Genomic DNA, 22668 nt, shown 5'->3' on the forward strand with positions numbered 1-22668 from the left:
TTTTTATTTTACCACTACTTTTCTACAAAATTAAAAGAATTTTGCTAGTATATTAGGCAAAGAAATAAAATTAACTACAAATAGTAAAGAATATTGAAAAATAATGCAATTTTTAACTAAAACAGGATTTGATTTTTTAGATATTATTAATTTAGAATATAATTATTATGAAAAATATAAAGATGAAATTTTAAAAAATGTTAAAAAAGATGAAATTAAAATTTTTAAAATTTTAGATTATTGCTTTAATTTTGTAGAAAAGTAATGATACATGATAAAGTGTTATTTTTAGAGAATTTTTACACTAAATAATGTTACTTTTAACAAATTTTTAATTAAAAATAATATTTTAAGTGTAAATTGATGAATAATTTTTGGTCATCCATACTTTTCTACATAATTAAAAGAATTAACTACAACGAGTTAGTTCATCAAGATTTACTCATCAAATGACTATCTCAACAAAATGACATTATTTCATATCAAACAGAAAAAGAACTAAAAGCAGAAAGTTATCGAGAAAAAGGATATCCTGACTTATTAGTTCACTATGAAAATAAAATCATGATTATTGAATTTGAAAGAACTAGAAAAACTAAACAACGAATGAGACAAAAGTTTGATGGATTACGACATTATTGTAAAAACGGATGCGAAGTTTTACTTTTAGTTCCAAATGAAAGCATGAAAAAATTCGTTGATGAACAAATCAAAATTTACAACTGAAAACTAGCAACTTTCAAAACCCAAATATTTAATATTAATATAGACAATTAATAGTTAAATTTTGGTTAAAACTTAACTAATTGTAAAATACACAAAATTTGATAACATATAGCTGTTATCCAATATATAAGTTTTAACCCATTACTTTATTTTAAAAGTAAATGGGTTTTAATATTTAAAAGGAGATATTAACATGACTGACAAAACTAAATCACAAACATATAATTTTCTATTAGAAAATAAATCCATAGAAGATATTTTAAAACAAGAAAACATTTTTGTGAAAGAAATCAAAAACAAGAGACATGGAGGAAAAACATATAGGATTGATAATAATCAACAACTTAATGATGATTCCTTAGAAAATAATATAAAAAATTTAGAACCAATTGGTATTAGTTTAATAGATAACCAAAATATGCAAAAAACAAATGTTGATACATGAACAAAACTAACTAATTACTTAAATTGAGCAACACCAAATGCAGAACAACTAATACAAGCTCAAAGAACAATTCAAGAAAAAGACAAAGAAATTGAACAACTTAAAAAGCAAATTGAAGAATTAAAACAATCAAAACAAATCAATGTGAATTTCAATAAGTTTAAATATAATGCTGTAACAATTTATGATGAAAAACAAAGAAAAAAGACAAGAATTGAAAAAATTTACGAAGAAATTTTCTTTAATTTTGTAGAAAAGTAATTATACATGATAAAGTGTTATTTTTAAAGAATTTTTACACTAAATAATGTTACTTTTAACAAATTTTTAATTAAAAATAATATTTTAAGTGTAAATTGATGAATAATTTTTGGTCATCCATACTTTTCTACATAATTAAAAGAAATTTTACCAATTAATAACAAAGTTTATTTTATAACGACCATTCAACATATTGATAATTCAATTAATGAAGAGGTAATATATTTTCAACACCTTACAAATGGTGATATACAAGTTGTTAAACAAATAAAGAATTATAAAAATATCAATGATTATAAAAAAGATATTTTACTAATTAATGACATTTCAACCCATAACATTAATAATTTTCAATTTGTACCAATTAAAGACTTTTTAAAACAACAACAAGGTTTCAAATTAAAACCAAATAAAAGTGAAATAGTTACATGAATAATTACTTGGTTAATAATACCCCTAGGTGTAGTGGCTATTAATCTTATTCATCCACCATTATTAATAATAAGCCTTGTAATTGGTGGTATTGCTACAGCCCTTAGAGGAGGGGTAGAATTTTTTTCATCAACTGCAAAAAAAAGTTTGATCATGATTTTCAAATAAATATTTTAAAAATAAAGAACAAAAAGAAAAACTTAAAAAAGAACGCGAATCAATAATTAAAAATCTTACCAGTAATAAAACAGAAATTAAATTAGAAACACAATATGATATTTTAAAACAAGAATTGGATAATAGAAAAGAGAAAAATCCAGACCAATTAATAAGTAGTGAAACAATTAATCAAAATTCAAATATTGAATCAGTAAATAATCAAAATTTTGATTCATCTATACGCAATACAGTAAACCAACAAGAACAACTACCATCAACAACTTCAAATCATAACTGAAATAAAGTAAAATGCTTATTAACAACATAATTAATAACATCTAAATCACTATTTTGAAAAATAGTGATTTTTTACTAATTTTTTACACATTTTTAGTTTTAAAAATATATACTTTTATTGAATATTTTAAGTGTATAAAAAAATATTCAATAAAAATAATAAAGGAGAAAAATATGTGAAGATCATGTAATGAATGAAGCCAAGCGGATAAAGATAAACATAACAAAGAAGCTAGAGAAACAAACAAAGCTTGAGGAGAAAAAAACGAAAGAGAAAGACGAGAAAGAGTTGCTAATGCTCTTAGATTTGAAAAAGATAAATCAAAAATAAACAATGAAGCTTCAACAAGTAAAAATCAAAGCTCTAGTAGTAAGTCACAAAAAATGTAAATATTAAATACTTCAAAACTGCACAATTGTGCAGTTTACTTAACAATTTTGTGTTTTCTTACTATAATTTTACATTATTTCTGCAATGAGTTCTTCATATACTTATTTTTAAACAACATGGAACAATGTATAATAATATAGTGTTTAAACAAATATAAAACGTTGAATTTAAGAATATGAATGGTTTTTTATATTCATATTCTTAAACATCGATAAAAACACTTGCAAGTGTTTTATCTTTCAAAATCAAAATTAAAGGGAAAAGAAAAAATGATAATAGACGATTATATTCAACAAATAAATAATTTAATTTGTAAAAATATTGATAAATCAAATCCAGAAAGAGGTTTTTCATCAGAAAATATTTTTAATTATGTAGAAAAGTATGGATGACCAAAAATTATTCATCAATTTACACTTAAAATATTATTTTTAATTAAAAATTTGTTAAAAGTAACATTATTTAGTGTAAAAATTATCTAAAAATAACACTTTATCATGTATCATTACTTTTCTACAAAATTAAAGGAAAATATTCTAGCTAGTCTTCGTAATTTTATTGAAGCTGTATTTTTGAAAGTATATTCTGTTGAAAAACAAGTATCTATAAATCCAATGGAATATAATGATATAACTTGCGCTATTAAGTATATAAAATCCATAGGAAAATTAAAATTTTTAAGACAATTTCATGATTATGTACAAATTTCAGTTTCTCATTATAATGTTGGTGAAGAAAATTCAGAGAGATTGATGTTGAAATATTATGAATTTTTGATTAAAATAAAAAAATTTTTAAAACAAACTTATAATATTAATGTTCTTCATAATCTAAATAAGTTTCCCATTAATAAAGAAACTGCTTCTAAAGAGTATTATGAAAAAATATCTGAAAAAATTTTGCAATCTAAATTAAATAATTTAAAAATTAGATTTGATAAACGTTTTTATATAAAAAAAATAAAACCATTTTTTGTAAAAGATAAAATTTTTTATGAAGTAACATTTGTTGAAGCAAATTTTGGAAAAAATAAATTTGATGGAATGATAGCATTTACTGATTTTGAAATTTTAAAAAATTATTCAGTTAAATTTTCTTTTTGTAATAGTAGTATTGAAATTATTGGTAAAACAATGCCAATTTTAATCATTAATAAATGAGAAGTTTCAATAAAACCTTGAGCAATTAAGAATTTTGCTAGTATATTAGGCAAAGAAATAAAATTAACTACAAATAGTAAAGAATATTGAAAAATAATGCAATTTTTAACTAAAACAGGATTTGATTTTTTAGATATTATTAATTTAGAATATAATTATTATGAAAAATATAAAGATGAAATTTTAAAAAATGTTAAAAAAGATGAAATTAAAATTTTTAAAATTTTAGATTATTGCTTTAATTTTGTAGAAAAGTAATGATACATGATAAAGTGTTATTTTTAGAGAATTTTTACACTAAATAATGTTACTTTTAACAAATTTTTAATTAAAAATAATATTTTAAGTGTAAATTGATGAATAATTTTTGGTCATCCATACTTTTCTACATAATTAAAAGAATTAACTACAACGAGTTAGTTCATCAAGATTTACTCATCAAATGACTATCTCAACAAAATGACATTATTTCATATCAAACAGAAAAAGAACTAAAAGCAGAAAGTTATCGAGAAAAAGGATATCCTGACTTATTAGTTCACTATGAAAATAAAATCATGATTATTGAATTTGAAAGAACTAGAAAAACTAAACAACGAATGAGACAAAAGTTTGATGGATTACGACATTATTGTAAAAACGGATGCGAAGTTTTACTTTTAGTTCCAAATGAAAGCATGAAAAAATTCGTTGATGAACAAATCAAAATTTACAACTGAAAACTAGCAACTTTCAAAACCCAAATATTTAATATTAATATAGACAATTAATAGTTAAATTTTGGTTAAAACTTAACTAATTGTAAAATACACAAAATTTGATAACATATAGCTGTTATCCAATATATAAGTTTTAACCCATTACTTTATTTTAAAAGTAAATGGGTTTTAATATTTAAAAGGAGATATTAACATGACTGACAAAACTAAATCACAAACATATAATTTTCTATTAGAAAATAAATCCATAGAAGATATTTTAAAACAAGAAAACATTTTTGTGAAAGAAATCAAAAACAAGAGACATGGAGGAAAAACATATAGGATTGATAATAATCAACAACTTAATGATGATTCCTTAGAAAATAATATAAAAAATTTAGAACCAATTGGTATTAGTTTAATAGATAACCAAAATATGCAAAAAACAAATGTTGATACATGAACAAAACTAACTAATTACTTAAATTGAGCAACACCAAATGCAGAACAACTAATACAAGCTCAAAGAACAATTCAAGAAAAAGACAAAGAAATTGAACAACTTAAAAAGCAAATTGAAGAATTAAAACAATCAAAACAAATCAATGTGAATTTCAATAAGTTTAAATATAATGCTGTAACAATTTATGATGAAAAACAAAGAAAAAAGACAAGAATTGAAAAAATTTACGAAGAAATTTTACCAATTAATAACAAAGTTTATTTTATAACGACCATTCAACATATTGATAATTCAATTAATGAAGAGGTAATATATTTTCAACACCTTACAAATGGTGATATACAAGTTGTTAAACAAATAAAGAATTATAAAAATATCAATGATTATAAAAAAGATATTTTACTAATTAATGACATTTCAACCCATAACATTAATAATTTTCAATTTGTACCAATTAAAGACTTTTTAAAACAACAACAAGGTTTCAAATTAAAACCAAATAAAAGTGAAATAGTTACATGAATAATTACTTGGTTAATAATACCCCTAGGTGTAGTGGCTATTAATCTTATTCATCCACCATTATTAATAATAAGCCTTGTAATTGGTGGTATTGCTACAGCCCTTAGAGGAGGGGTAGAATTTTTTTCATCAACTGCAAAAAAAGTTTGATCATGATTTTCAAATAAATATTTTAAAAATAAAGAACAAAAAGAAAAACTTAAAAAAGAACGCGAATCAATAATTAAAAATCTTACCAGTAATAAAACAGAAATTAAATTAGAAACACAATATGATATTTTAAAACAAGAATTGGATAATAGAAAAGAGAAAAATCCAGACCAATTAATAAGTAGTGAAACAATTAATCAAAATTCAAATATTGAATCAGTAAATAATCAAAATTTTGATTCATCTATACGCAATACAGTAAACCAACAAGAACAACTACCATCAACAACTTCAAATCATAACTGAAATAAAGTAAAATGCTTATTAACAACATAATTAATAACGGGACGGTAACAAAAACGGAGGATATAATTACTTTTTAAACATTTCTTTTAAATTATAGACAAGAAATAATTGTAATTATATGCAATTGTGGCAATGTTTAGTAATCTGTGTAACTTACAAAAATAACTATGTTTAATTAATTCTAGTAAATATAATTAAATGACTAGAAAGAGTGAGTTACAGATGGCTAAAAAACAAAATATTAATAATAATGATCCAATATCAAAAGCAGTAGATTTATTATTAGAAAATACTGAAGATTTAACAACAGTTTTTAAAGAAGGGGGTTTATATAAAGAATTAACAAAACGTTTAGTTGAAAAAATGTTGAATTCTGAAATGCAAAATTATTTAGGATATGAAAAAAATCAACATAGTAATACTGAAAATGCTCGTAATGGTACAAGTTCAAAAAAATTAATAACTCAACAAGGTAAAATTGAGATTGATGTACCAAGAGATCGCAATAGTGATTTTACTCCTGTAATAGTTGCAAAAAGACAGCGAAGATTTGATGGTTTTGATCAACAAGTGCTTTCACTATATGCAAAAGGTATGACTCTATCTGACATTAGAATGCAGTTACAAGAGTTATATCATGGTGCTGATATTAGTGAAAGTGTTATTAGTCAAATTACTGATGATGTTATTGATGATGTCAAAGCATGACAAAATCGACCATTAGAAAGCGTTTATCCGATTGTTTATTTTGATTGTATAGTAGTTAAAGTTCGACAAGATAAACGGATTATTAATAAATCAGTTTATATAGCATTAGGAGTTGATTTAGAAGGTAAAAAAGATGTTTTAGGCTTATGAATTAGTGAAAATGAAGGTGCTAAATTTTGATTAGCTAATTTCACAGAAATGAAAAATCGAGGCTTAAATGATATTTTGATTGCTTGTAGTGATAATTTAACAGGCATGTCAGAAGCAATACAAGCAGTTTATCCTAAAACAGAACATCAATTATGCATTGTTCATCAAATTCGAAATAGTTTAAAATATGTTTCATACAAACATCGAAAAACTCTAGTTACAGATTTAAAACCAATTTATAGTGCATGTAGTGAAGAACAAGCAATGCAAGCTTTAGAATCATTTGAAAGTAAATGAAATAAACAATATCCCCAAATTGCTAAATCTTGATATAAAAATTGAGAAAATTTGATGATTTTTATTAGTTATCCTGCAGAAATCAAAAGAGTAATTTATACAACAAATGCTATTGAATCTGTTAATAGTCAATTACGAAAAGTTATTAGAAACAAAAAAGCTTTTCCTAATGATATGTCAGTTTTTAAAATATTTTATTTAGCAATTGAAAATATAACAAAAAAATGAACATTGCCTATTCAAAATTGAAATACAGCAATTGCTCATTTTATGATAAAATTTGAAGACAGAATTAATCTGAACTAGTACTTTGTAAAACAAAGATACACAGATTTCTAAAAAGCCTCAAGATTTAATTTAATTGCAGGATTTTATAATTTATCATTAAAACTTAAAAACGTTATGCAGTAAGTCTATTGCTATTGTAGTTATTATTAGGATTTAAAGTTTGTATTTCTAAAATTTTTTGTATTTCATTTAAATTAAATTCTAGTTTAATAAAATTTAAATCATATCATCTTTTTAAAGCAGTTATTTTTTCATATTCTAATTCAATATCGGCTTCACTAATAGTAGGTTTATTAATAATTTTTTTGATGCATTGTCATAATAATGAGTGTTTAATATTTTTTAATCCATTTTCAAATAGATTAAATTTTAATTTAAAAATTATTAATGCTAAAAAGGACACAATAATAGTTTCAAGAGCAGTAAAAGTTTTAACAAAGGATGTTGGATTTAAAGGTAAATCATTGGCTATATCGTTTTTTATAATACTTATAGAACTAGCAAAAGCTACTCCGCTAGTGAAAACTGCGAAAGTAGCAATAATTTTTATTAATTCATTAGTAATTATTGAATATGCTTTAAGATTGTTATTAATGTTTTCTTCAATGGTTAATATAATATCATTTTCAGTATTATTATTTAAAAGAGTTTTAAACTTTGTAACTAATTGTTGACATAAGTTTGAAAACTCTTTTATTTGTGTTGCTAATGTATTTTTATTTGCTTCAAGAACATTAATTTTAGTTTTTATTTCCTCAAAATTAAGGTTAGGTGTTTCAATAGTATTAGTAAATACTTTATCTTTTATTTTATTTCATATTTTATAAAATAAAGTTTTTTCTAATTGACTATTACCGAAATTTGTTAAACATTTCTTTAGAAATGAAACAAAGAGTGAAACAGTAGTATTGCCAAGTACTTCTCATTTAATTAAAGTAGTAAATGCCTTTTTAAAATCTATATCCTCATTACTATTTACTTGAGTGCTAATAATGTTTAAACTAGCAATTGTAATAATAGCTGATGATATTCATAGTGACCCCGAAACTAAATGTTTAATTTCTTGGTAAAATCCATTAGTTCAATTTTTAATAGTTTGTCTTCATGTGCTAGTATTATTTGATAGTGGTAATAAAGGTGTGGTTTCAGTTATTAATGATAATGGCATTAGTATTCTCCTTAATTACTTAAAATATTTGTTTTTCTTTTTAATCTTTATAATAAATTCAAATAAAATCAATAATATTTTATTAGAAATATTACTTTTCTAATAAAATATTTTATACAATATTTACTTTTAATGTTATTTATAAGATTACTATTATCAATATTATAAGTTTTTGTATAAATTAAATAATTAATTATTACTTATTTATATAAGAATAAAAAATAAAATTTGTTAAAAATAATGTTAATTTTAAATAATTTCATTAATTTTTTTGACTTTAACTATTTTATTGTATATCATTCATTTATCTTTAAATCATTATTTGTCTTGCTAATTAAGATGGTCACACAAAACATGTGTGTATAAATATTTAGGAGGAAAATAATATATGATCAAAAATATGAAGAAATTATTATCATTAATGTCTATTTTAGGATTTTCAACAGTAACAGTAACAAATGTAGTTGCTTGTACTTCTGCTGATACTTCCTTTAATTTTGTAGAAAAGTAATGATACATGATAAAGTGTTATTTTTAGAGAATTTTTACACTAAATAATGTTACTTTTAACAAATTTTTAATTAAAAATAATATTTTAAGTGTAAATTGATGAATAATTTTTGGTCATCCATACTTTTCTACATAATTAAAAGATACTTCTATAAAACACGAAACAAAAAAGAATGGACTTACTTGATATCCACCAGATAATATGGAAAATATTATTAAAGATATTAATAATACAATTATTCCAAAAAATGGATGAGTAGCAGATGGTAATTATGAAATACCAATTTCCATGAAGGATTTGATTCAAAAAGAATATGATAAATATTTTACTGGTAAAGAAGGTACTTTAAAACCAATAAAGACTGTTGCTAAAGATGAAAATATAGTAGATTCTTTTCAAGACATTTATACTAATAGTTCTAATACCGAACAAATTTATCAAACTCAATCACAATCTAAAACTATTACTAATACTTTTTCTTGAAAAACATTAGAAAAAATTGGAGTTAAAGTTAAAGCTGAATTTAAAATTCCTTGAGTTGGTAAAAGTGATGTTGAAACCAGTGCTGAATTTGGTTCAGAGCAACAAGGAACTAAAACTACTACTGATAGTGAAACATTAACTAATCCAAGTCAATCATTTAAATTAAAATCACATTCAATAGGAACAGTTTTATATACTATTAAGCAAGGAACGTATCATAATGAAGGAAAAATTAGTTATCCAGTAAATTTAACTGATACTATTAGTTCTTCATATTATTGATCACAAACCGGTCAATGAAGTAAAAGTGACTATACTATTAAAGATTTGATTAAACTTTTAGTTGATAACGGTTATAAAGAACAACTTAAAATTGGTTCTAACACTTATTCAATTATTTCAACAGATAATCCTTTTAATTATGTAGAAAAGTATGGATGACCAAAAATTATTCATCAATTTACACTTAAAATATTATTTTTAATTAAAAATTTGTTAAAAGTAACATTATTTAGTGTAAAAATTCTCTAAAAATAACACTTTATCATGTATCATTACTTTTCTACAAAATTAAAGGATAATCCTGATAACCCAAAAACTGTTTTTTTAAATTTACCTATTTCTTGAGATTCACAGGGTGGAAAATTAAATGTAACATTTGATGAAAAATCTTTATAGTTTAATATGAATATAATCTTGGTTAATCATTAACTTTTTTAATAAAATTGAAGTTTAAACTTCAATTTTATTTTTTTGTATTAATAAATAATTAATATTTTTATTTTGTTTAATAAATTTTTCTTCATATTCAGTTTTAATAAATGCTTCATCATTTTTTATTATATTATTATCTTGATGTAGATTGATTGTATATTCTAATAAATTTCATTTATTTTTTTGAAATTCCAAAAGTGAATAATTAAATAAATTGTTATTATCTGTTTTAAAGTGAAGTTGTCCATTTTTTATTAAAATTTTTTTGTATATTTCTAAAAATTTTTGGTATGTTAATCTTCTTTTAAAATGTCTTTTTTTAGGTCATGGATCAGAAAAATTTAAATAAATTTTATTAATTTCATTATTGGCAAAAAAATCTTTTAAATTTATGGCATCTTCTATAATTATTTTTAAATTACATAATTTATTTTCAATTAATTTTTTTAATAGTATAGTTACAATAGAAATGTTTTTTTCAATAGCAATATAATTTTGATTTGAATTTTGTTTAGCAAGATTTATAATGAAATTTCCTTTGCCACTTCCAATTTCAATATTGATTGGATTTTTATTTTGAAATATTTTTTTATTTCATTTCCCTTTGTAATTATAGGGATCATTAATACATAAATTATTATGTGTTAAAATAAATTCTTTTGCTCATGGCTTATTTCTTACTCTCATTGTAATTCCTTTTCTAATTTAATCAACATAGTTGTTATAAAAGTGTAACTTACTAATTTTAGAATTATATCAAAATTGAAGTTTAAATATCTTTTGCTAAAAGAATTTCATTATTATATTTATATCATGTAATATTTTTATTTAAATAAATTTTGTGAAATATTATAATTATATATTACCTTTTACTTTTTTAAAGTAAGAAAATAATAAAAAAATAATTTTAATTATGTAGAAAAGTATGGATGACCAAAAATTATTCATCAATTTACACTTAAAATATTATTTTTAATTAAAAATTTGTTAAAAGTAACATTATTTAGTGTAAAAATTCTCTAAAAATAACACTTTATCATGTATCATTACTTTTCTACAAAATTAAAGAAAAATAATGGTATTTTATTATTTTTTTAATAAAAATCTTTATTTTTTACAACTAAATTAATAGTTAAAAGATTATGACCAAAAAACCCATTATTTTTTTTGTTTTTTTTGTATTTTGCTATTCCCTTTTACCATTACACTATGTTATACTTACAAGGCGTGATTGTTATGTATAAATTCTGATACACTGATATCAGTTGTCATTATATCACATGTTTTGTTCTTTATTTTATTAAAAATCGTTCTAAGGAGGATATAGCCAATGGCAATCATAGGAGATAAAGTAAAAATTCGTTTAGAAAGTTATGATCACTCAGCTATTGACCAAATAGCACAGAAAATTAAAGATGTGTTAAAAAAAGAAGGTGCTGAAGTGGTAGGTCCAATTCCATTACCAACTCATAAAGAAATTTTCACTATTCTTCGTTCACCGCATAAACATAAAGATTCACGTGAACAATTTGAAAAGAGAACTCACAAAAGAATTATTGGTGCACAATTATCACCAAAATCTTTAAATGCTCTAAGTGGACTTACTATCCCTAATAGTGTTAGTATTTCTTTGATAATCGAATCTAAAGATGAAAAAAAATCAACTTTAAATCAAGTATCAAAAAAGATTAATAAAAAAAATCATTAAAATCGATAAATATTAATTATTTACAACATATTCCAAGGAGGAAATTATGAAAGGAATCTTAGGTAAGAAACTAGGAATGTCACAAGTTTTCTTAAACAACGGACAACTAGTTCCAGTAACAATTATCGAAGTACAACCAAATGTAGTAAGTCAAGTTAAAACAAATGTAAAAGACAAATATAGTAGTTTACAACTTGCAACGTTCGATCTTCGCGTTACTTTATCAAACAAACCAACAATCGGACACTTTAAAAAAGCCGACAGTCAACCTAAGCGCTTCGTGAAAGAAATTCGTAACATGAACGGATTTAATCATAAAGATCTTATTAATGTTGCTGACGTATTCACAGCAGGTGAATTCGTTGATGTCCAAGGAACTTCTAAAGGTAAAGGATTTACAGGACGCATTAAACGTCATAATCAATCACGTGGTCCAATGGGTCATGGATCAGGTTTACATCGTCAAATGGGTTCAACAGGTTCTATTAATGCTAACCGTGTGTTTAAATCACAACCAATGCCAGGGCAAATGGGAAATGTTAAACGTAGTGTTGCTAACTTAGAAGTTATTAAAGTAGATAAAGAAAATAATTATCTTTTAGTAAAAGGTTCAGTTCCAGGACCAAAACAAGGCTTTCTTGTTATTAAACAAGCAGTTAAAAAACCAATTCTCAAAACCCCAGTATCATTAGTTGTTAGAAATCAAAATACTACAACCGAAGTTACTGATGGTCAATAAAGTTAATTATGGAGGATAGCAAAATGAAAATTAATGTTGTTAACAACGCTGGAACAAAAGTTAGCGAATTAACTTTAAACGAAAAAATTTGAGGAATTGAACCCCACAAGCAAGCGCAGTTTGATAGTTTATTAAGTTATAATGCTACAAAACGTCAAGGAACACACGCTGTTAAAAGTCGTGCTGAAGTTGCTGGCGGTGGTAGAAAACCATGAAAACAAAAAGGAACAGGGAATGCGCGTCAAGGCTCAATTCGTTCACCACAATGAAAAGGTGGGGGGATTGTTTTTGGACCAAATACTGATCGTAATTATTTAATTGGATTACCAAAAAAAGTAAGAAGATTGGCAATAAAATCAGCATTGGCTGCCAAATTCCAAAATAAAAACATAGTTGTAATTGATGAATTAAACTTTGAAAAACCTTCAACTAAAATTATGTTAGAAACTTTAAAAGTTTTAGAATTAGCAAACAATAAAACACTAATTGTTTCAGGAATAAGCAATAAAGAAACAGTTATTAAATCAGGTCGCAATTTACCTAGAACAACAACAATCGCTGCTAATAGTATTAATATTTACGATTTATTAAATGCTAAAAAAGTATTGTTTACTACTGAGGCAATTAAAATCGTTGAGGAGGCTTTAATTTAATATGCATTTAAGTGAAGTTATAGTAAAACCAGTATTAACTGAGAAAACTTATAAACAAATGGCTGAAGGTATCTATACATTTACTGTTAACCGTAAAGCTAATAAAAGTCACGTTAAAAAAGCCTTTGAACAGATTTTTGAAGTTAAAGTAGCAGACGTTAATATTATTAATAGTAAACCAAAAACTAAAACTGTTGGTAGATTTGTTGGAAAAACATCGGCAGTAAAAAAAGCTCTTATTAAATTAGCTCCTGGTGAACAATTAAGTTTGTTTAGTTCTGAAGAACAAAGCTAATGAGATTGGAAGGAGAAAAAAACAATGGCAATTAGAAAAATTAATCCCACTACTGCAGGAAGACGTAATATGACCGTTCTGGATTACAAACAGAACTTAACTATTGGTAATAGCCCTGAAAAATCTTTATTAGTAAATTTAGTTAAACAAGCTGGTAGAAATAATCAAGGTAAAATTACAGTAAGACATCAAGGTAATGGTCATAAGGTTAAATACCGTGTTATTGATTTTAAACGTAACAAAGACAATGTAGTTGGAACAGTTAAAACAATTGAATACGATCCAAATCGTAATGCTAACATTTGTCTTATTTCTTATCTTGATGGTGAAAAGCGTTATATCTTAGCACCAAAAGGAACCAAAGTAGGAGATAAGTTATTAAGTGGTGAAAACAGTGATACTGTTAAAATTGATATTACTGTTGGTAACTGTTTACCATTATCACAAATTCCACAAGGAACAGTTGTTCATAATGTTGAATTAAAACCAGGTAAAGGTGGACAAATGGCACGAAGTGCTGGTGGTAGTGTTCAAATTCTTGGTCGTGATGAAACAGCTAAGTATACATTATTAAAATTAACATCAGGTGAAGTTAGAAAAGTATTAAGTAATTGTCGAGCTACAATTGGTACAGTTGGAAATGATGATCATAACTTAGTAAACATTGGTAAAGCGGGAAGAAATCGTTGAAAAGGAATTAGACCTACTGTTCGTGGTAGTGTTATGAATCCAAATGATCACCCACATGGTGGAGGAGAAGGTAAAGCCCCAATCGGAAGAAAAGCTCCAGTAACACCATGAGGTAAAAAAGCATTAGGTTTAAAAACTCGTGATAGTAAAAAAGCATCAAATAAATTAATTGTACGAAGAAGAAATGCAACAAAGTAGGAGGAAAGTAATATATGTCAAGATCTTTAAAAAAAGGACCCTTTGCTGATAGTCATTTATTAAACAAAGTGGAAACTCAAAATAAAAATAAATCAAAAAAAATTATTCAAACTTGATCTCGTCGTTCAACAATTTTCCCACAATTTGTTGGACATACATTCGGTGTACATAATGGCAAAACACATTTACCTGTATATGTAACAGAAGATATGGTTGGTCATAAATTAGGAGAATTCGCACCCACACGTAAGTTTGGTGGTCACGGTTCTGACAAGAAAAAGCGTTAGGAGATAGAAATTATGGAAGCAAAAGCTCATTTAGATAAATTACGCATTAGTCCAAGAAAAGTGCGTTTAGTAGCCGATTTAGTTCGTGATAATGCTGTTGCCAAAGCTCTAGTAATTCTAGCTCATGAAAAAAAACGCGCAGCACAGCCAATTATAAAATTAATTAATTCAGCAGTTGCTAATGCTGCTAATAACTATGGAATGGAAGCCAACAAATTACGTATTAAGGAAATATTTGTAAATGAAGGTCCAACTATGAAAAGATTTATGCCCCGTGCTCATGGTAGAGCATATCAAATCTTAAAAAGAACAAGCAAAATCACTATCGTGGTTAGCGATAATTAGGAGGTAAATAAGTAATATGGGTCACAAAGTTAGTCCAAATGGATTAAGATATGGTATCAATAAAGATTGACAATCACGTTGATATGCAACTAGTAACGAAGATTTAGCAAAATGAATTTTAGAAGACCACAAAATTAGAAAAGCACTATTTGCGCATTTAAAAACTTCTGGTGTTTCTAAAATTGAAATCGAAAGAACTAAATCACAAATTACCTTATTTATCCACTGTGTTCGTGTTGGTTCAGTTTTAGGGCAAGGCGGTTCAAACATTGAAGTATTAACAACACTAGTTCGTAAAACAATTAAAAATCGTAAAATAGGTATTAGAATTAATGTTGTTGAAATTAAAAATCCTGATATTGATGCGCAAACAATTGCTAATACATTAGCACAACAAATAAGCAATCGTATGTCACATCGTACAACACAAAAATTAGCAATTCGTAAAGCACTTCGTGCTGGAGCAAAGGGAATTAAAACTCGTGTTTCAGGAAGACTTGGTGAAGCGGATATGGCACGTGTTGAAGGTTATTCAGAAAGTAGTGTTCCTCTAGCAACATTACGTAGTAATATTGATTATGCTACTGCTGAGGCAAAAACAACTTTTGGTCAAATTGGTATTAAAGTTTGAGTATATAAAGGTGAAATTTTATCAGGAACTGACTCAACTCAACCTGAAATTATTTCAAAATATAATCAAAGAAATAATAACAATCGCCGAAATAATTACTCACAACAACCACGTAAGGAGGTAAAGTAAGATGGCTATACCTAAGAGATATAAACACTCTTGCGTCCACCGTTTAAGTTATGAAGGAACTGCAAAAGGTTGTAAAACAGTTGCTTTTGGAACTTACGGACTTCGTGCTGAAGAAGGTTCTTACATTACTGAAAGACAAATTGAAGCAGCCAGAGTAGCAATGACACGTTACATGAAACGTGGTGGAAAAGTTTGAATTAGAATCTTTCCACATTTACCAATTACTAGAAAACCAGCGGAAGTACGTATGGGTTCAGGAAAAGGTTCAATTGATCATTGAGTCTCAGTAGTAAAAGCAAAAACAGTTATGTTTGAAGTATCATATCCTAATGAAGCAACAGCACGTGAAGCATTGCGTCTTGCAATGCACAAGTTGCCAATCAAATGTAAAATTGTTACTAGAGAAATAAAACCAACAGAAGAAGTAAAGGTTGCTAAAAATTTAACAACAGAATTGGGTGAAGCAAATGGAAATGCAAGTAATTAAAAATAAATCAACTTTAGAATTACAACAACATGAAGAAACTCTTCGTGCACAATTGTTTGCTTTACGAATTCAAAGTTCGTTAGGTAAACTAGAAACTCCGCATATGATAAATAATCTTCGTAAGGATATTGCTCGTATTAAAACTGAATTAACTATCAGAATTAATAATGGTGAAAAAATCAAACCATTACATATTAATAAAATGGTATTACCAGAAGAAAATAAAGAAAGCAAAAAAACTAAAAAAGTTGCTAAAGTTGATGATAAAAAAGATATTAAAGTTAAAACAATAACTAAATCAGAAGTTATTAAAGAATCAGATAAAATTGCTAAAAAAGAAGTTATTGAAAAAACAACTAAAGCAAAATCATCAAACAAAGAAGTTAAAAAAGTTACTGCTACTAAAGTAGAAAAACCATCTAAAAAACCTACAGTTAAGAAAACTGTGACACCAGCTAAGGAGGACAAAGAATAATGACAAATATTATTCCAAACAAACAACGTAAAACTTTTGTTGGAATTGTAAGTTCTGACAAAAATGATAAAACAATTACTGTTGTTGTTGAAACTTCAAAACAACATCCAATGTACCATAAAAGTTTTAAGTCAACTAAAAAGTATCATGCCCATGATGAAACTAACCAAGCTAAAATTGGTGACAAGGTTGAAATCATTTCAACTCGTCCACTTTCAGCTCTAAAACGCTTCCGTTTGTTAAAGATTATTGAATCTAAAACAAATAAAAAAGCTTAATTAACCAGGAGGATAAGAAAGATGTTACAAAATCTATCGTGAGCCAATGTGGCTGACAACACTGGTATTAAAGAAGTTATGGTTATTAGAGTTTTGGGTGGTAGTACTAAAAAATTTGCTAAAATTGGTGATATTGTTGTTTGTTCAGCAAAATCAGTAACACCTAATAGTGCAATGAAAAAAGGACAAGTTGTTAAAGCAGTTGTCGTACGTAGTAAATTTGGTGTAAAACGTAATGATGGTTCTTGTGTAAAATTTGATGATAATGCAGTAGTAATTATTAAAGAAGATAAAACGCCACGTGGTACTAGAGTATTTGGTGTCTTGGCTCGTGAAGTTAAAGAGCGTGGTTATAATAAAATTGCTTCTTTAGCAGAAGAAATTGTTTAGGAGGATGAAATAAATGGCAAGCAAAAAGAAACCAGTTATTAGTCTTGATACTAAATTAAAAAGAGGCGACCAAATTAAAATCATTGCAGGAAAGCATAAAGGTCATACCGGACCAATTATCCAAGTACTTCGTGAAAAAAATCGTGTTATTATTGAAGGTATTACTGCTAAGAAAAATAAAAAACCTACTCAAAATGATCAAGAAGGTGGAATTGTGGAAGTAAAAACTAGTGTTCACATTTCTAATGTAATGATCCTTGATGGTAAAAAAGATAAAAAAGTAACAAAAATTGGGTACAAAATTGATAAAGATGGCAAAAAAATTCGTATTGCACGAAGATCTGAAACAGAATTACGATAATAAAGGAGTAACAGCATAAAAATGAATCGTTTACAAGAAAAATATAATAAAACTATTATTCCCCAATTGCAAAAAGAATTAAATTTTACATCAATAATGCAAGTACCCAAAATTGAAAAAGTTGTTATTAATATTGGCGTTGGAGATGCAAGTAGTAATCCAAAAGCCATTGATAAATCAGTATCTGAATTATCAAAAATTACTGGTCAAAAACCAATTATCACTAAAGCAAAAAAATCAATTGCCGGCTTTAAATTAAGAGCAGGAATGCCAATTGGTTGTAAAGTTACATTACGTGGCGAAAAAATGTATGATTTCCTTGATAAATTTATCTCAATTTCTTTACCAAGAATTCGTGATTTTCAAGGTTTATCAGCTAAAGCATTTGATCAAAATGGTAATTACACTGTTGGTATTAAAGAACAAATTATTTTCCCTGAAATTAATTATGAAGAAGTAGATAAAGTTCGTGGTATGGAAATCTCAATTATTACCACAACATCAAATAATGCAACAGCATTAGTGTTATTAAAAAAAATAGGATTACCGTTTAAAAAACAAGGAAAGCAGGTGGCATAAGATGGCAAAAACTTCATTAAAAGTAAGACAAGCCCGTAAATCAAAGTTTAGTACGCAAGCATATACACGCTGTCAAAAGTGTGGCCGTCCTCATGCGGTTATTCGTAAATTTATGTTATGCCGTATTTGTTTTCGCGGTTTAGTATACCAAGGACAAATTCCTGGTATTAGAAAAGCATCATGATAGGAGGTATATAATTATGATGACAGATCCAATAAGTAATATTTTAACAGTTATTCGTAATGCTATTAGCGCTGCGGATAGCAGTAAACATCGAGTAGTTAGTGTACCTTCTTCAAAACAACTAGTTAAGATAGCCGATATCTTGCAAAAAAATGGTTATATTGAAAAATATCGTGTTACTAAAGAAAATCCTAGCAAACCTAAATTAGAACTTTTATTAGTTCATACTGGTAAAAGTCCAATTCTTGGTTTAAAAAGAATATCTAAACCAGGATTAAGAATGTATGCAAAATGTGAAGACTTACCAAGTGTGTTAAATGGTTATGGAATTGCAATCATTTCTACATCAAAAGGTATTATGACAAATAAACAAGCAAAAAAACTTGGTCTTGGTGGCGAAGTTCTTGCTTATGTATGATAAGGAGGAAACTATATGTCACGTATTGGTAACCGTATCCTTACCATTCCAGTAAATACTTCAATAACGCTAGATGCAAGTAACTTGTTAACTGTTACAGGAGCAAAAGGTTCTTTAAAAAAACTATTACCAAATGTTATTAAAATTAACGTTGATGAAGAGAAAAAAACAATTACTACAACAAGACCTGATGATAACAAAAAAAATAAACAACTTCACGGAACAACTAATTCATTAATTAATGGAATGTTAGTTGGTGTATCAACAGGTTTCATGAAAGAATTAGAAATAAATGGTGTTGGATATCGTGCTGCTGTCCAAGCTAATATCTTAAATTTAACATTAGGATATTCTCATCCTATTAAGTTTGAAATTCCGCAAGGAATTACCATTGTTGCTCCTAAACCAACAGTATTACAAATTAGTGGTATTGATAAACAATTAATTGGAGAAGTTGCAGCCAAAATTCGTAAATTCCGTAAACCAGAACCATATAAAGGTAAAGGAATTAAATATAAAAATGAACACATTCGTCGTAAGGAAGGAAAAGCTGCTGGTAAAGGTAAATAATCTTATACTGGCACTTAAGGAGAATAGAAAATGATTAATAAACAACAAGCTCGTAAAGTTCGTCATTATCGTATTCGTAGTAAAATTATGGGTACTAGTGAAAGACCACGCTTAAATATCTTTAAATCTAATAATAGTTTTTATGCTCAAATTATTGACGATACTGCTTCAAATACAATTATTGGTGTATCAACATTAACATTTAAAGATTTAGCATCAAAAAGCAATATAGATGCTGCTACTAAACTTGGAGAAACAATTGCTAATTTAGCTATTAAGAAAAAAATTAAAAAAGTGGTTTTTGATCGTGGTGGATATTTATATCATGGTAAAGTGAAAGCATTCGCAGAAGCAGCGCGTAGTGCTGGATTAGAATTCTAAAAAAGGAGAATTAAAAGTATGAGTTTAGAAAATAAAAAAACAATTATTGATGATAAAGAAAATACTGAAGTTCAAAAATCAGTAGCAAAACCTTCTGTTAAAGCAGAAGTAAAAAATCCTACTGGTAATGAAAATAAAATTAGACATACTAATTCATCACAACCAAGAAATAGCCACGATAAAAAAGAAAATAAAGTTCGTGAACCACGTAAAAATTTTGAACGTAAACCAAAAACTCCAAGTGAATTTATTGAAAAAGTGATTTGAATCAGAAAAATTAACAAAGTAACAACTGGGGGAAGAAGATTGCGTTTCTCTGCTGCTGTTGCTATTGGTAATGGTAAAGGAGTAGTTGGTTTTGGTATATCTAAAGCCAATGAAGTTCCTGATGCAATTAAAAAGGCAATTGAAGCTGCTCACAAAAATTTAACAACAATTACGATAACTAAAAACAATAATTCTATTGTTCATGAAGTTAAAGGTAAATATTGTGGAAGTGAAATTTTATTAAAACCAGCTAAAGAAGGAATCGGAATTAAAGCTGGTGGATCTGCTCGTGATATTTTAGAATTAGCTGGTATTCATAATATTTATTCAAAAGCATTTAGATCTAGAAATAAAATTAATTTAGCTAGAGCAACAATTGCAGGTCTTGGCAATGTTAAACCAGCAGAATATTTTATAAAAAATAAAAATCTTACTACTAAGCGTAGTAATGGTTAGAGGTGGATTATGGAAACAACATTACATAACTTAAAACCAACACCAGGTTCTCGTAAAGACATTAAACGTTTAGGTAGAGGAACTTCATCTGGAAAAGGTAAAACGGCTGGTAAAGGGACAAAAGGACAAAATGCCCGTACCGGTGGTGGAACAAGACCCGGATTTGAAGGAGGGCAAACACCACTGTACCGTCGTATTTCAAAACGAGGGTTTACTAACTTTACTACAACCAATTATAGTATTATTAACTTAGAACAAATTGATTTAATTAAAGAGCATGAAATAACACCTGAACTTTTATTTCAATTAAAATTAATTAGAAGTAAAAAAGATGGTATTAAAGTTCTTGGTAAAGGTAAATTAACAACACCAAAAACAATTAAAGCTCATAAATTTTCAAAATCAGCAATTACTGCTATTGAACAAGCCGGAGGAAAAGCGCAGGTGATCTAAGTGTTCATAACAACCCGTGAATTAATAAAAAAGTATAAAGAAGTTATAATTAGAATTTTATTTACCATTTTTATTTTATTTATCTTTCGTGTTGGAGCATTTATTACAGTTCCAGGAGTAACTTTGAATGAAGATTTAAGTAGCAGTAATAGTAGTGGTATTGAATTCTTTAATTTAATTTCAATGTTAGGTGGTGGTGCTATTAGCAGATTTTCTGTTTTTGCACTTGGAGTGTCACCTTACATTACTGCATCAATTATTGTGCAGTTATTATCAACTGATGTTGTTCCTACTTTAACAAGATGGGCTAAATCAGGAGAAAAAGGTAAGAAAAAATTAGAGTTAATGAATCGAGTATTAACTGTTCCCTTTGCTATTATGCAAGGTTTTGCCACAATCTTTGGCTTACAATCTCAACATATTATTAGTGTTGATTGAAGTTCGGGATCGGGAGCAGCCGGACCAGAAGTTTTCTATTATGTATTAATTCCAGTTATTTTACTAGCAGGGACAATGTTATCATTATGAATGGCTGATCAGATTACTAATCGTGGTATTGGTAATGGAATTTCACTAATTATTTTTGGTGGAATTGCTGCTAATTTACCATTTAACTTAGCTTCAACTTTTAAGTATTGAGTAGGACCAGATACTAATAACGGTGTTATTTTTCAAGGGACTTTAAAATTTGCTCTTTATTTTGCAGCCTTCCTACTGATTATTCTTGTTGTTGTATTCTTTAGTGAATCAGAGCGACACTTACCAATTCAACAAACTGGTAGTGGTTTAACTTTAAAGGGTGATAAAAGTTCTTATTTACCTTTAAAAGTTAACTCAGCCGGAGTAATTCCAGTTATTTTTTCTTCGGCACTAATTACTGCTCCAATGACAGTGGCGCAAATTGTTGATCAAAATAGTGGTTTTGCTAATTTTGCTAGAAATTATTTATCTTTACAGTCGTGGCCAGGAATTAGTATTTTTGCTATAATGACGATTATGTTTACTTTTTTATATGCACAAGTGCAAATTAATCCCGAACAAATGGCTAAGAATTTTCAAAAATCAGGAACTTATATTCCTGGCGTTCAGCCAGGGAAGGAAACAGAAGTTTATATTAAAAGAATGTTAAATCGTTTAAGTACGATTGGTTCCTTTTTCTTAACTGCTGTTGCAGTAACCCCATTTTTGATTTCTAAATTTACTAATCTACCTTCTTCATTAGCGGTTGGTGGAACTGGATTAATAATTATGGTTGGAGTAGCACTAGATACAACAAAACAAATTAAGGGACGAATTACTCAACATTCATTCTTAAATTATAAGGAAAACAAAGATGCTAAAGAACATTTATGGTCTTAGGGG

37 protein-coding genes and 1 pseudogene are annotated in these 22668 nt (G+C 26.6%); 35 read left to right on the forward strand and 3 right to left on the reverse strand.

The annotated features are described in order from the left end of the window. Positions 1 to 103 precede the first annotated feature (103 nt). The 3 genes from AAHH39_RS01475 (at position 104) to AAHH39_RS01485 (ending at position 1432) form a co-directional block, all read left to right on the forward strand. On the forward strand, positions 104 to 265 hold the full coding sequence (locus tag AAHH39_RS01475; RefSeq protein WP_342218593.1) for a hypothetical protein: 162 nt from the start codon (positions 104 to 106) through the stop codon (positions 263 to 265). A 98-nt stretch (positions 266 to 363) separates the two neighbouring features. After that, on the forward strand, positions 364 to 777 hold the full coding sequence (locus AAHH39_RS01480) for a hypothetical protein (RefSeq protein WP_342218468.1): 414 nt from the start codon (positions 364 to 366) through the stop codon (positions 775 to 777). A 142-nt stretch (positions 778 to 919) separates the two neighbouring features. After that, positions 920 to 1432 (forward strand): hypothetical protein, encoded by a 513-nt coding sequence (locus tag AAHH39_RS01485; protein ID WP_342218594.1) that lies wholly within the window; start codon positions 920 to 922, stop codon positions 1430 to 1432. Between the two features lie 23 nt (positions 1433 to 1455). Here AAHH39_RS01485 and AAHH39_RS01490 read toward each other — a convergent pair whose 3' ends face one another. Continuing rightward, positions 1456 to 1596: a hypothetical protein gene (locus AAHH39_RS01490; protein WP_342218595.1), complete on the reverse strand. Its 141-nt coding sequence runs from the start codon at positions 1594 to 1596 to the stop codon at positions 1456 to 1458. Positions 1597 to 1897: 301 nt separating this feature from the next. Here AAHH39_RS01490 and AAHH39_RS01495 point away from each other — a divergent pair, with 301 nt between their 5' ends. The 8 genes from AAHH39_RS01495 to AAHH39_RS01530 all read left to right on the forward strand — a co-directional run bounded on the left by AAHH39_RS01495 (position 1898) and on the right by AAHH39_RS01530 (position 7474). Then, positions 1898 to 2032, forward strand: a complete 135-nt coding sequence (locus AAHH39_RS01495) for a hypothetical protein (RefSeq protein WP_342218596.1) — start codon at positions 1898 to 1900, stop codon at positions 2030 to 2032. Between the two features lie 124 nt (positions 2033 to 2156). After that, positions 2157 to 2351 carry a hypothetical protein gene (locus AAHH39_RS01500; protein WP_342218597.1) on the forward strand — a complete coding sequence of 65 codons (195 nt, stop codon included), beginning with the start codon at positions 2157 to 2159 and terminating at the stop codon, positions 2349 to 2351. 143 nt (positions 2352 to 2494) lie between these two features. Continuing rightward, positions 2495 to 2710 carry a hypothetical protein gene (locus tag AAHH39_RS01505; RefSeq protein WP_342218590.1) on the forward strand — a complete coding sequence of 72 codons (216 nt, stop codon included), beginning with the start codon at positions 2495 to 2497 and terminating at the stop codon, positions 2708 to 2710. Between the two features lie 270 nt (positions 2711 to 2980). Beyond that, the gene (locus tag AAHH39_RS01510) at positions 2981 to 3193 is read left to right on the forward strand and encodes a hypothetical protein (protein ID WP_342218598.1); all 213 of its coding nucleotides are present in this window, start codon (positions 2981 to 2983) and stop codon (positions 3191 to 3193) included. A gap of 15 nt (positions 3194 to 3208) precedes the next feature. After that, positions 3209 to 4129, forward strand: coding sequence for a hypothetical protein (locus AAHH39_RS01515; RefSeq protein WP_342218599.1), 921 nt, complete (start codon positions 3209 to 3211; stop codon positions 4127 to 4129). A 98-nt stretch (positions 4130 to 4227) separates the two neighbouring features. Then, positions 4228 to 4641, forward strand: a complete 414-nt coding sequence (locus tag AAHH39_RS01520) for a hypothetical protein (protein WP_342218468.1) — start codon at positions 4228 to 4230, stop codon at positions 4639 to 4641. A 142-nt stretch (positions 4642 to 4783) separates the two neighbouring features. Continuing rightward, the gene (locus AAHH39_RS01525; protein ID WP_342218589.1) at positions 4784 to 6043 is read left to right on the forward strand and encodes a hypothetical protein; all 1260 of its coding nucleotides are present in this window, start codon (positions 4784 to 4786) and stop codon (positions 6041 to 6043) included. A gap of 192 nt (positions 6044 to 6235) precedes the next feature. Next, positions 6236 to 7474 (forward strand): IS256 family transposase, encoded by a 1239-nt coding sequence (locus AAHH39_RS01530; RefSeq protein ID WP_342219293.1) that lies wholly within the window; start codon positions 6236 to 6238, stop codon positions 7472 to 7474. Between the two features lie 94 nt (positions 7475 to 7568). Here AAHH39_RS01530 and AAHH39_RS01535 read toward each other — a convergent pair whose 3' ends face one another. Next, positions 7569 to 8624 (reverse strand): hypothetical protein, encoded by a 1056-nt coding sequence (locus AAHH39_RS01535; protein ID WP_342218600.1) that lies wholly within the window; start codon positions 8622 to 8624, stop codon positions 7569 to 7571. A gap of 388 nt (positions 8625 to 9012) precedes the next feature. Here AAHH39_RS01535 and AAHH39_RS01540 point away from each other — a divergent pair, with 388 nt between their 5' ends. From AAHH39_RS01540 to AAHH39_RS01550, 3 genes are all read left to right on the forward strand, one after another. Beyond that, positions 9013 to 9135: a hypothetical protein gene (locus AAHH39_RS01540; RefSeq protein ID WP_342218601.1), complete on the forward strand. Its 123-nt coding sequence runs from the start codon at positions 9013 to 9015 to the stop codon at positions 9133 to 9135. 201 nt (positions 9136 to 9336) lie between these two features. Further along, a complete protein-coding gene (locus tag AAHH39_RS01545; protein ID WP_342218602.1) occupies positions 9337 to 10149 on the forward strand; it encodes an ETX/MTX2 family pore-forming toxin in 813 nt (270 codons plus the stop codon). A 15-nt stretch (positions 10150 to 10164) separates the two neighbouring features. Next, positions 10165 to 10296: a hypothetical protein gene (locus AAHH39_RS01550; protein ID WP_342218603.1), complete on the forward strand. Its 132-nt coding sequence runs from the start codon at positions 10165 to 10167 to the stop codon at positions 10294 to 10296. Positions 10297 to 10350: 54 nt separating this feature from the next. Here the strand turns inward: AAHH39_RS01550 and trmB are convergent, their stop codons facing one another. Beyond that, entirely contained in the window at positions 10351 to 11019 is a 669-nt protein-coding gene (gene trmB, locus AAHH39_RS01555; RefSeq protein ID WP_338974160.1) for a tRNA (guanosine(46)-N7)-methyltransferase TrmB, read from the reverse strand. Between the two features lie 649 nt (positions 11020 to 11668). On the opposite strand from trmB, the pseudogene rpsJ reads away from it, so the two are divergent. The 21 genes and pseudogenes from rpsJ to secY all read left to right on the forward strand — a co-directional run. Further along, positions 11669 to 11971: pseudogene (gene rpsJ, locus AAHH39_RS01560) on the forward strand (30S ribosomal protein S10); the annotation flags it as partial. Between the two features lie 115 nt (positions 11972 to 12086). Next, a complete protein-coding gene (gene rplC / locus AAHH39_RS01565) occupies positions 12087 to 12779 on the forward strand; it encodes a 50S ribosomal protein L3 (RefSeq protein ID WP_174480934.1) in 693 nt (230 codons plus the stop codon). Positions 12780 to 12802: 23 nt separating this feature from the next. Next, positions 12803 to 13432 (forward strand): 50S ribosomal protein L4, encoded by a 630-nt coding sequence (gene rplD, locus AAHH39_RS01570; RefSeq protein ID WP_281748516.1) that lies wholly within the window; start codon positions 12803 to 12805, stop codon positions 13430 to 13432. A gap of 1 nt (position 13433) precedes the next feature. Then, the gene (gene rplW / locus AAHH39_RS01575) at positions 13434 to 13727 is read left to right on the forward strand and encodes a 50S ribosomal protein L23 (RefSeq protein ID WP_252319250.1); all 294 of its coding nucleotides are present in this window, start codon (positions 13434 to 13436) and stop codon (positions 13725 to 13727) included. 24 nt (positions 13728 to 13751) lie between these two features. Then, positions 13752 to 14615, forward strand: coding sequence for a 50S ribosomal protein L2 (rplB, locus tag AAHH39_RS01580; RefSeq protein WP_342218604.1), 864 nt, complete (start codon positions 13752 to 13754; stop codon positions 14613 to 14615). A 14-nt stretch (positions 14616 to 14629) separates the two neighbouring features. After that, positions 14630 to 14902, forward strand: coding sequence for a 30S ribosomal protein S19 (rpsS, locus tag AAHH39_RS01585; protein WP_174480930.1), 273 nt, complete (start codon positions 14630 to 14632; stop codon positions 14900 to 14902). A gap of 12 nt (positions 14903 to 14914) precedes the next feature. Beyond that, a complete protein-coding gene (gene rplV / locus AAHH39_RS01590; RefSeq protein ID WP_174480929.1) occupies positions 14915 to 15247 on the forward strand; it encodes a 50S ribosomal protein L22 in 333 nt (110 codons plus the stop codon). A 16-nt stretch (positions 15248 to 15263) separates the two neighbouring features. After that, on the forward strand, positions 15264 to 16007 hold the full coding sequence (rpsC, locus tag AAHH39_RS01595; protein WP_252319246.1) for a 30S ribosomal protein S3: 744 nt from the start codon (positions 15264 to 15266) through the stop codon (positions 16005 to 16007). 1 nt (position 16008) lies between these two features. Next, entirely contained in the window at positions 16009 to 16494 is a 486-nt protein-coding gene (gene rplP / locus AAHH39_RS01600) for a 50S ribosomal protein L16 (protein WP_281748520.1), read from the forward strand. Then, positions 16475 to 16969, forward strand: coding sequence for a 50S ribosomal protein L29 (rpmC, locus tag AAHH39_RS01605; RefSeq protein WP_342218605.1), 495 nt, complete (start codon positions 16475 to 16477; stop codon positions 16967 to 16969). Before rplP ends, rpmC begins: the two co-directional genes overlap by 20 nt. Then, positions 16969 to 17247: a 30S ribosomal protein S17 gene (gene rpsQ, locus AAHH39_RS01610; protein WP_342218606.1), complete on the forward strand. Its 279-nt coding sequence runs from the start codon at positions 16969 to 16971 to the stop codon at positions 17245 to 17247. Before rpmC ends, rpsQ begins: the two co-directional genes overlap by 1 nt. A gap of 21 nt (positions 17248 to 17268) precedes the next feature. Further along, positions 17269 to 17637 (forward strand): 50S ribosomal protein L14, encoded by a 369-nt coding sequence (gene rplN, locus AAHH39_RS01615; protein ID WP_174480924.1) that lies wholly within the window; start codon positions 17269 to 17271, stop codon positions 17635 to 17637. Between the two features lie 13 nt (positions 17638 to 17650). Continuing rightward, positions 17651 to 17998 (forward strand): 50S ribosomal protein L24, encoded by a 348-nt coding sequence (rplX, locus tag AAHH39_RS01620; RefSeq protein ID WP_252319242.1) that lies wholly within the window; start codon positions 17651 to 17653, stop codon positions 17996 to 17998. A gap of 21 nt (positions 17999 to 18019) precedes the next feature. Further along, a complete protein-coding gene (rplE, locus tag AAHH39_RS01625; RefSeq protein ID WP_342218607.1) occupies positions 18020 to 18577 on the forward strand; it encodes a 50S ribosomal protein L5 in 558 nt (185 codons plus the stop codon). Between the two features lies 1 nt (position 18578). Continuing rightward, complete coding sequence (locus AAHH39_RS01630; RefSeq protein ID WP_174480921.1) at positions 18579 to 18764, forward strand: type Z 30S ribosomal protein S14; 186 nt, start codon at positions 18579 to 18581, stop codon at positions 18762 to 18764. 13 nt (positions 18765 to 18777) lie between these two features. Beyond that, positions 18778 to 19182, forward strand: a complete 405-nt coding sequence (gene rpsH, locus AAHH39_RS01635) for a 30S ribosomal protein S8 (protein WP_174480920.1) — start codon at positions 18778 to 18780, stop codon at positions 19180 to 19182. 12 nt (positions 19183 to 19194) lie between these two features. Then, a complete protein-coding gene (gene rplF, locus AAHH39_RS01640) occupies positions 19195 to 19749 on the forward strand; it encodes a 50S ribosomal protein L6 (protein ID WP_252319239.1) in 555 nt (184 codons plus the stop codon). A 30-nt stretch (positions 19750 to 19779) separates the two neighbouring features. Beyond that, a complete protein-coding gene (gene rplR, locus AAHH39_RS01645) occupies positions 19780 to 20130 on the forward strand; it encodes a 50S ribosomal protein L18 (protein ID WP_174480918.1) in 351 nt (116 codons plus the stop codon). 18 nt (positions 20131 to 20148) lie between these two features. Beyond that, the gene (gene rpsE, locus AAHH39_RS01650; RefSeq protein ID WP_338974152.1) at positions 20149 to 20853 is read left to right on the forward strand and encodes a 30S ribosomal protein S5; all 705 of its coding nucleotides are present in this window, start codon (positions 20149 to 20151) and stop codon (positions 20851 to 20853) included. Between the two features lie 9 nt (positions 20854 to 20862). Next, positions 20863 to 21306 (forward strand): 50S ribosomal protein L15, encoded by a 444-nt coding sequence (gene rplO, locus AAHH39_RS01655; RefSeq protein WP_174480916.1) that lies wholly within the window; start codon positions 20863 to 20865, stop codon positions 21304 to 21306. Then, positions 21307 to 22665 (forward strand): preprotein translocase subunit SecY, encoded by a 1359-nt coding sequence (secY, locus tag AAHH39_RS01660; RefSeq protein WP_342218608.1) that lies wholly within the window; start codon positions 21307 to 21309, stop codon positions 22663 to 22665. Positions 22666 to 22668 lie beyond the last annotated feature (3 nt).

It is taken from the genome of Spiroplasma endosymbiont of Amphimallon solstitiale, assembly GCF_964030965.1.
Lineage (GTDB): Bacteria > Bacillota_I > Bacilli_A > Mycoplasmatales > VBWQ01 > Spiroplasma_E.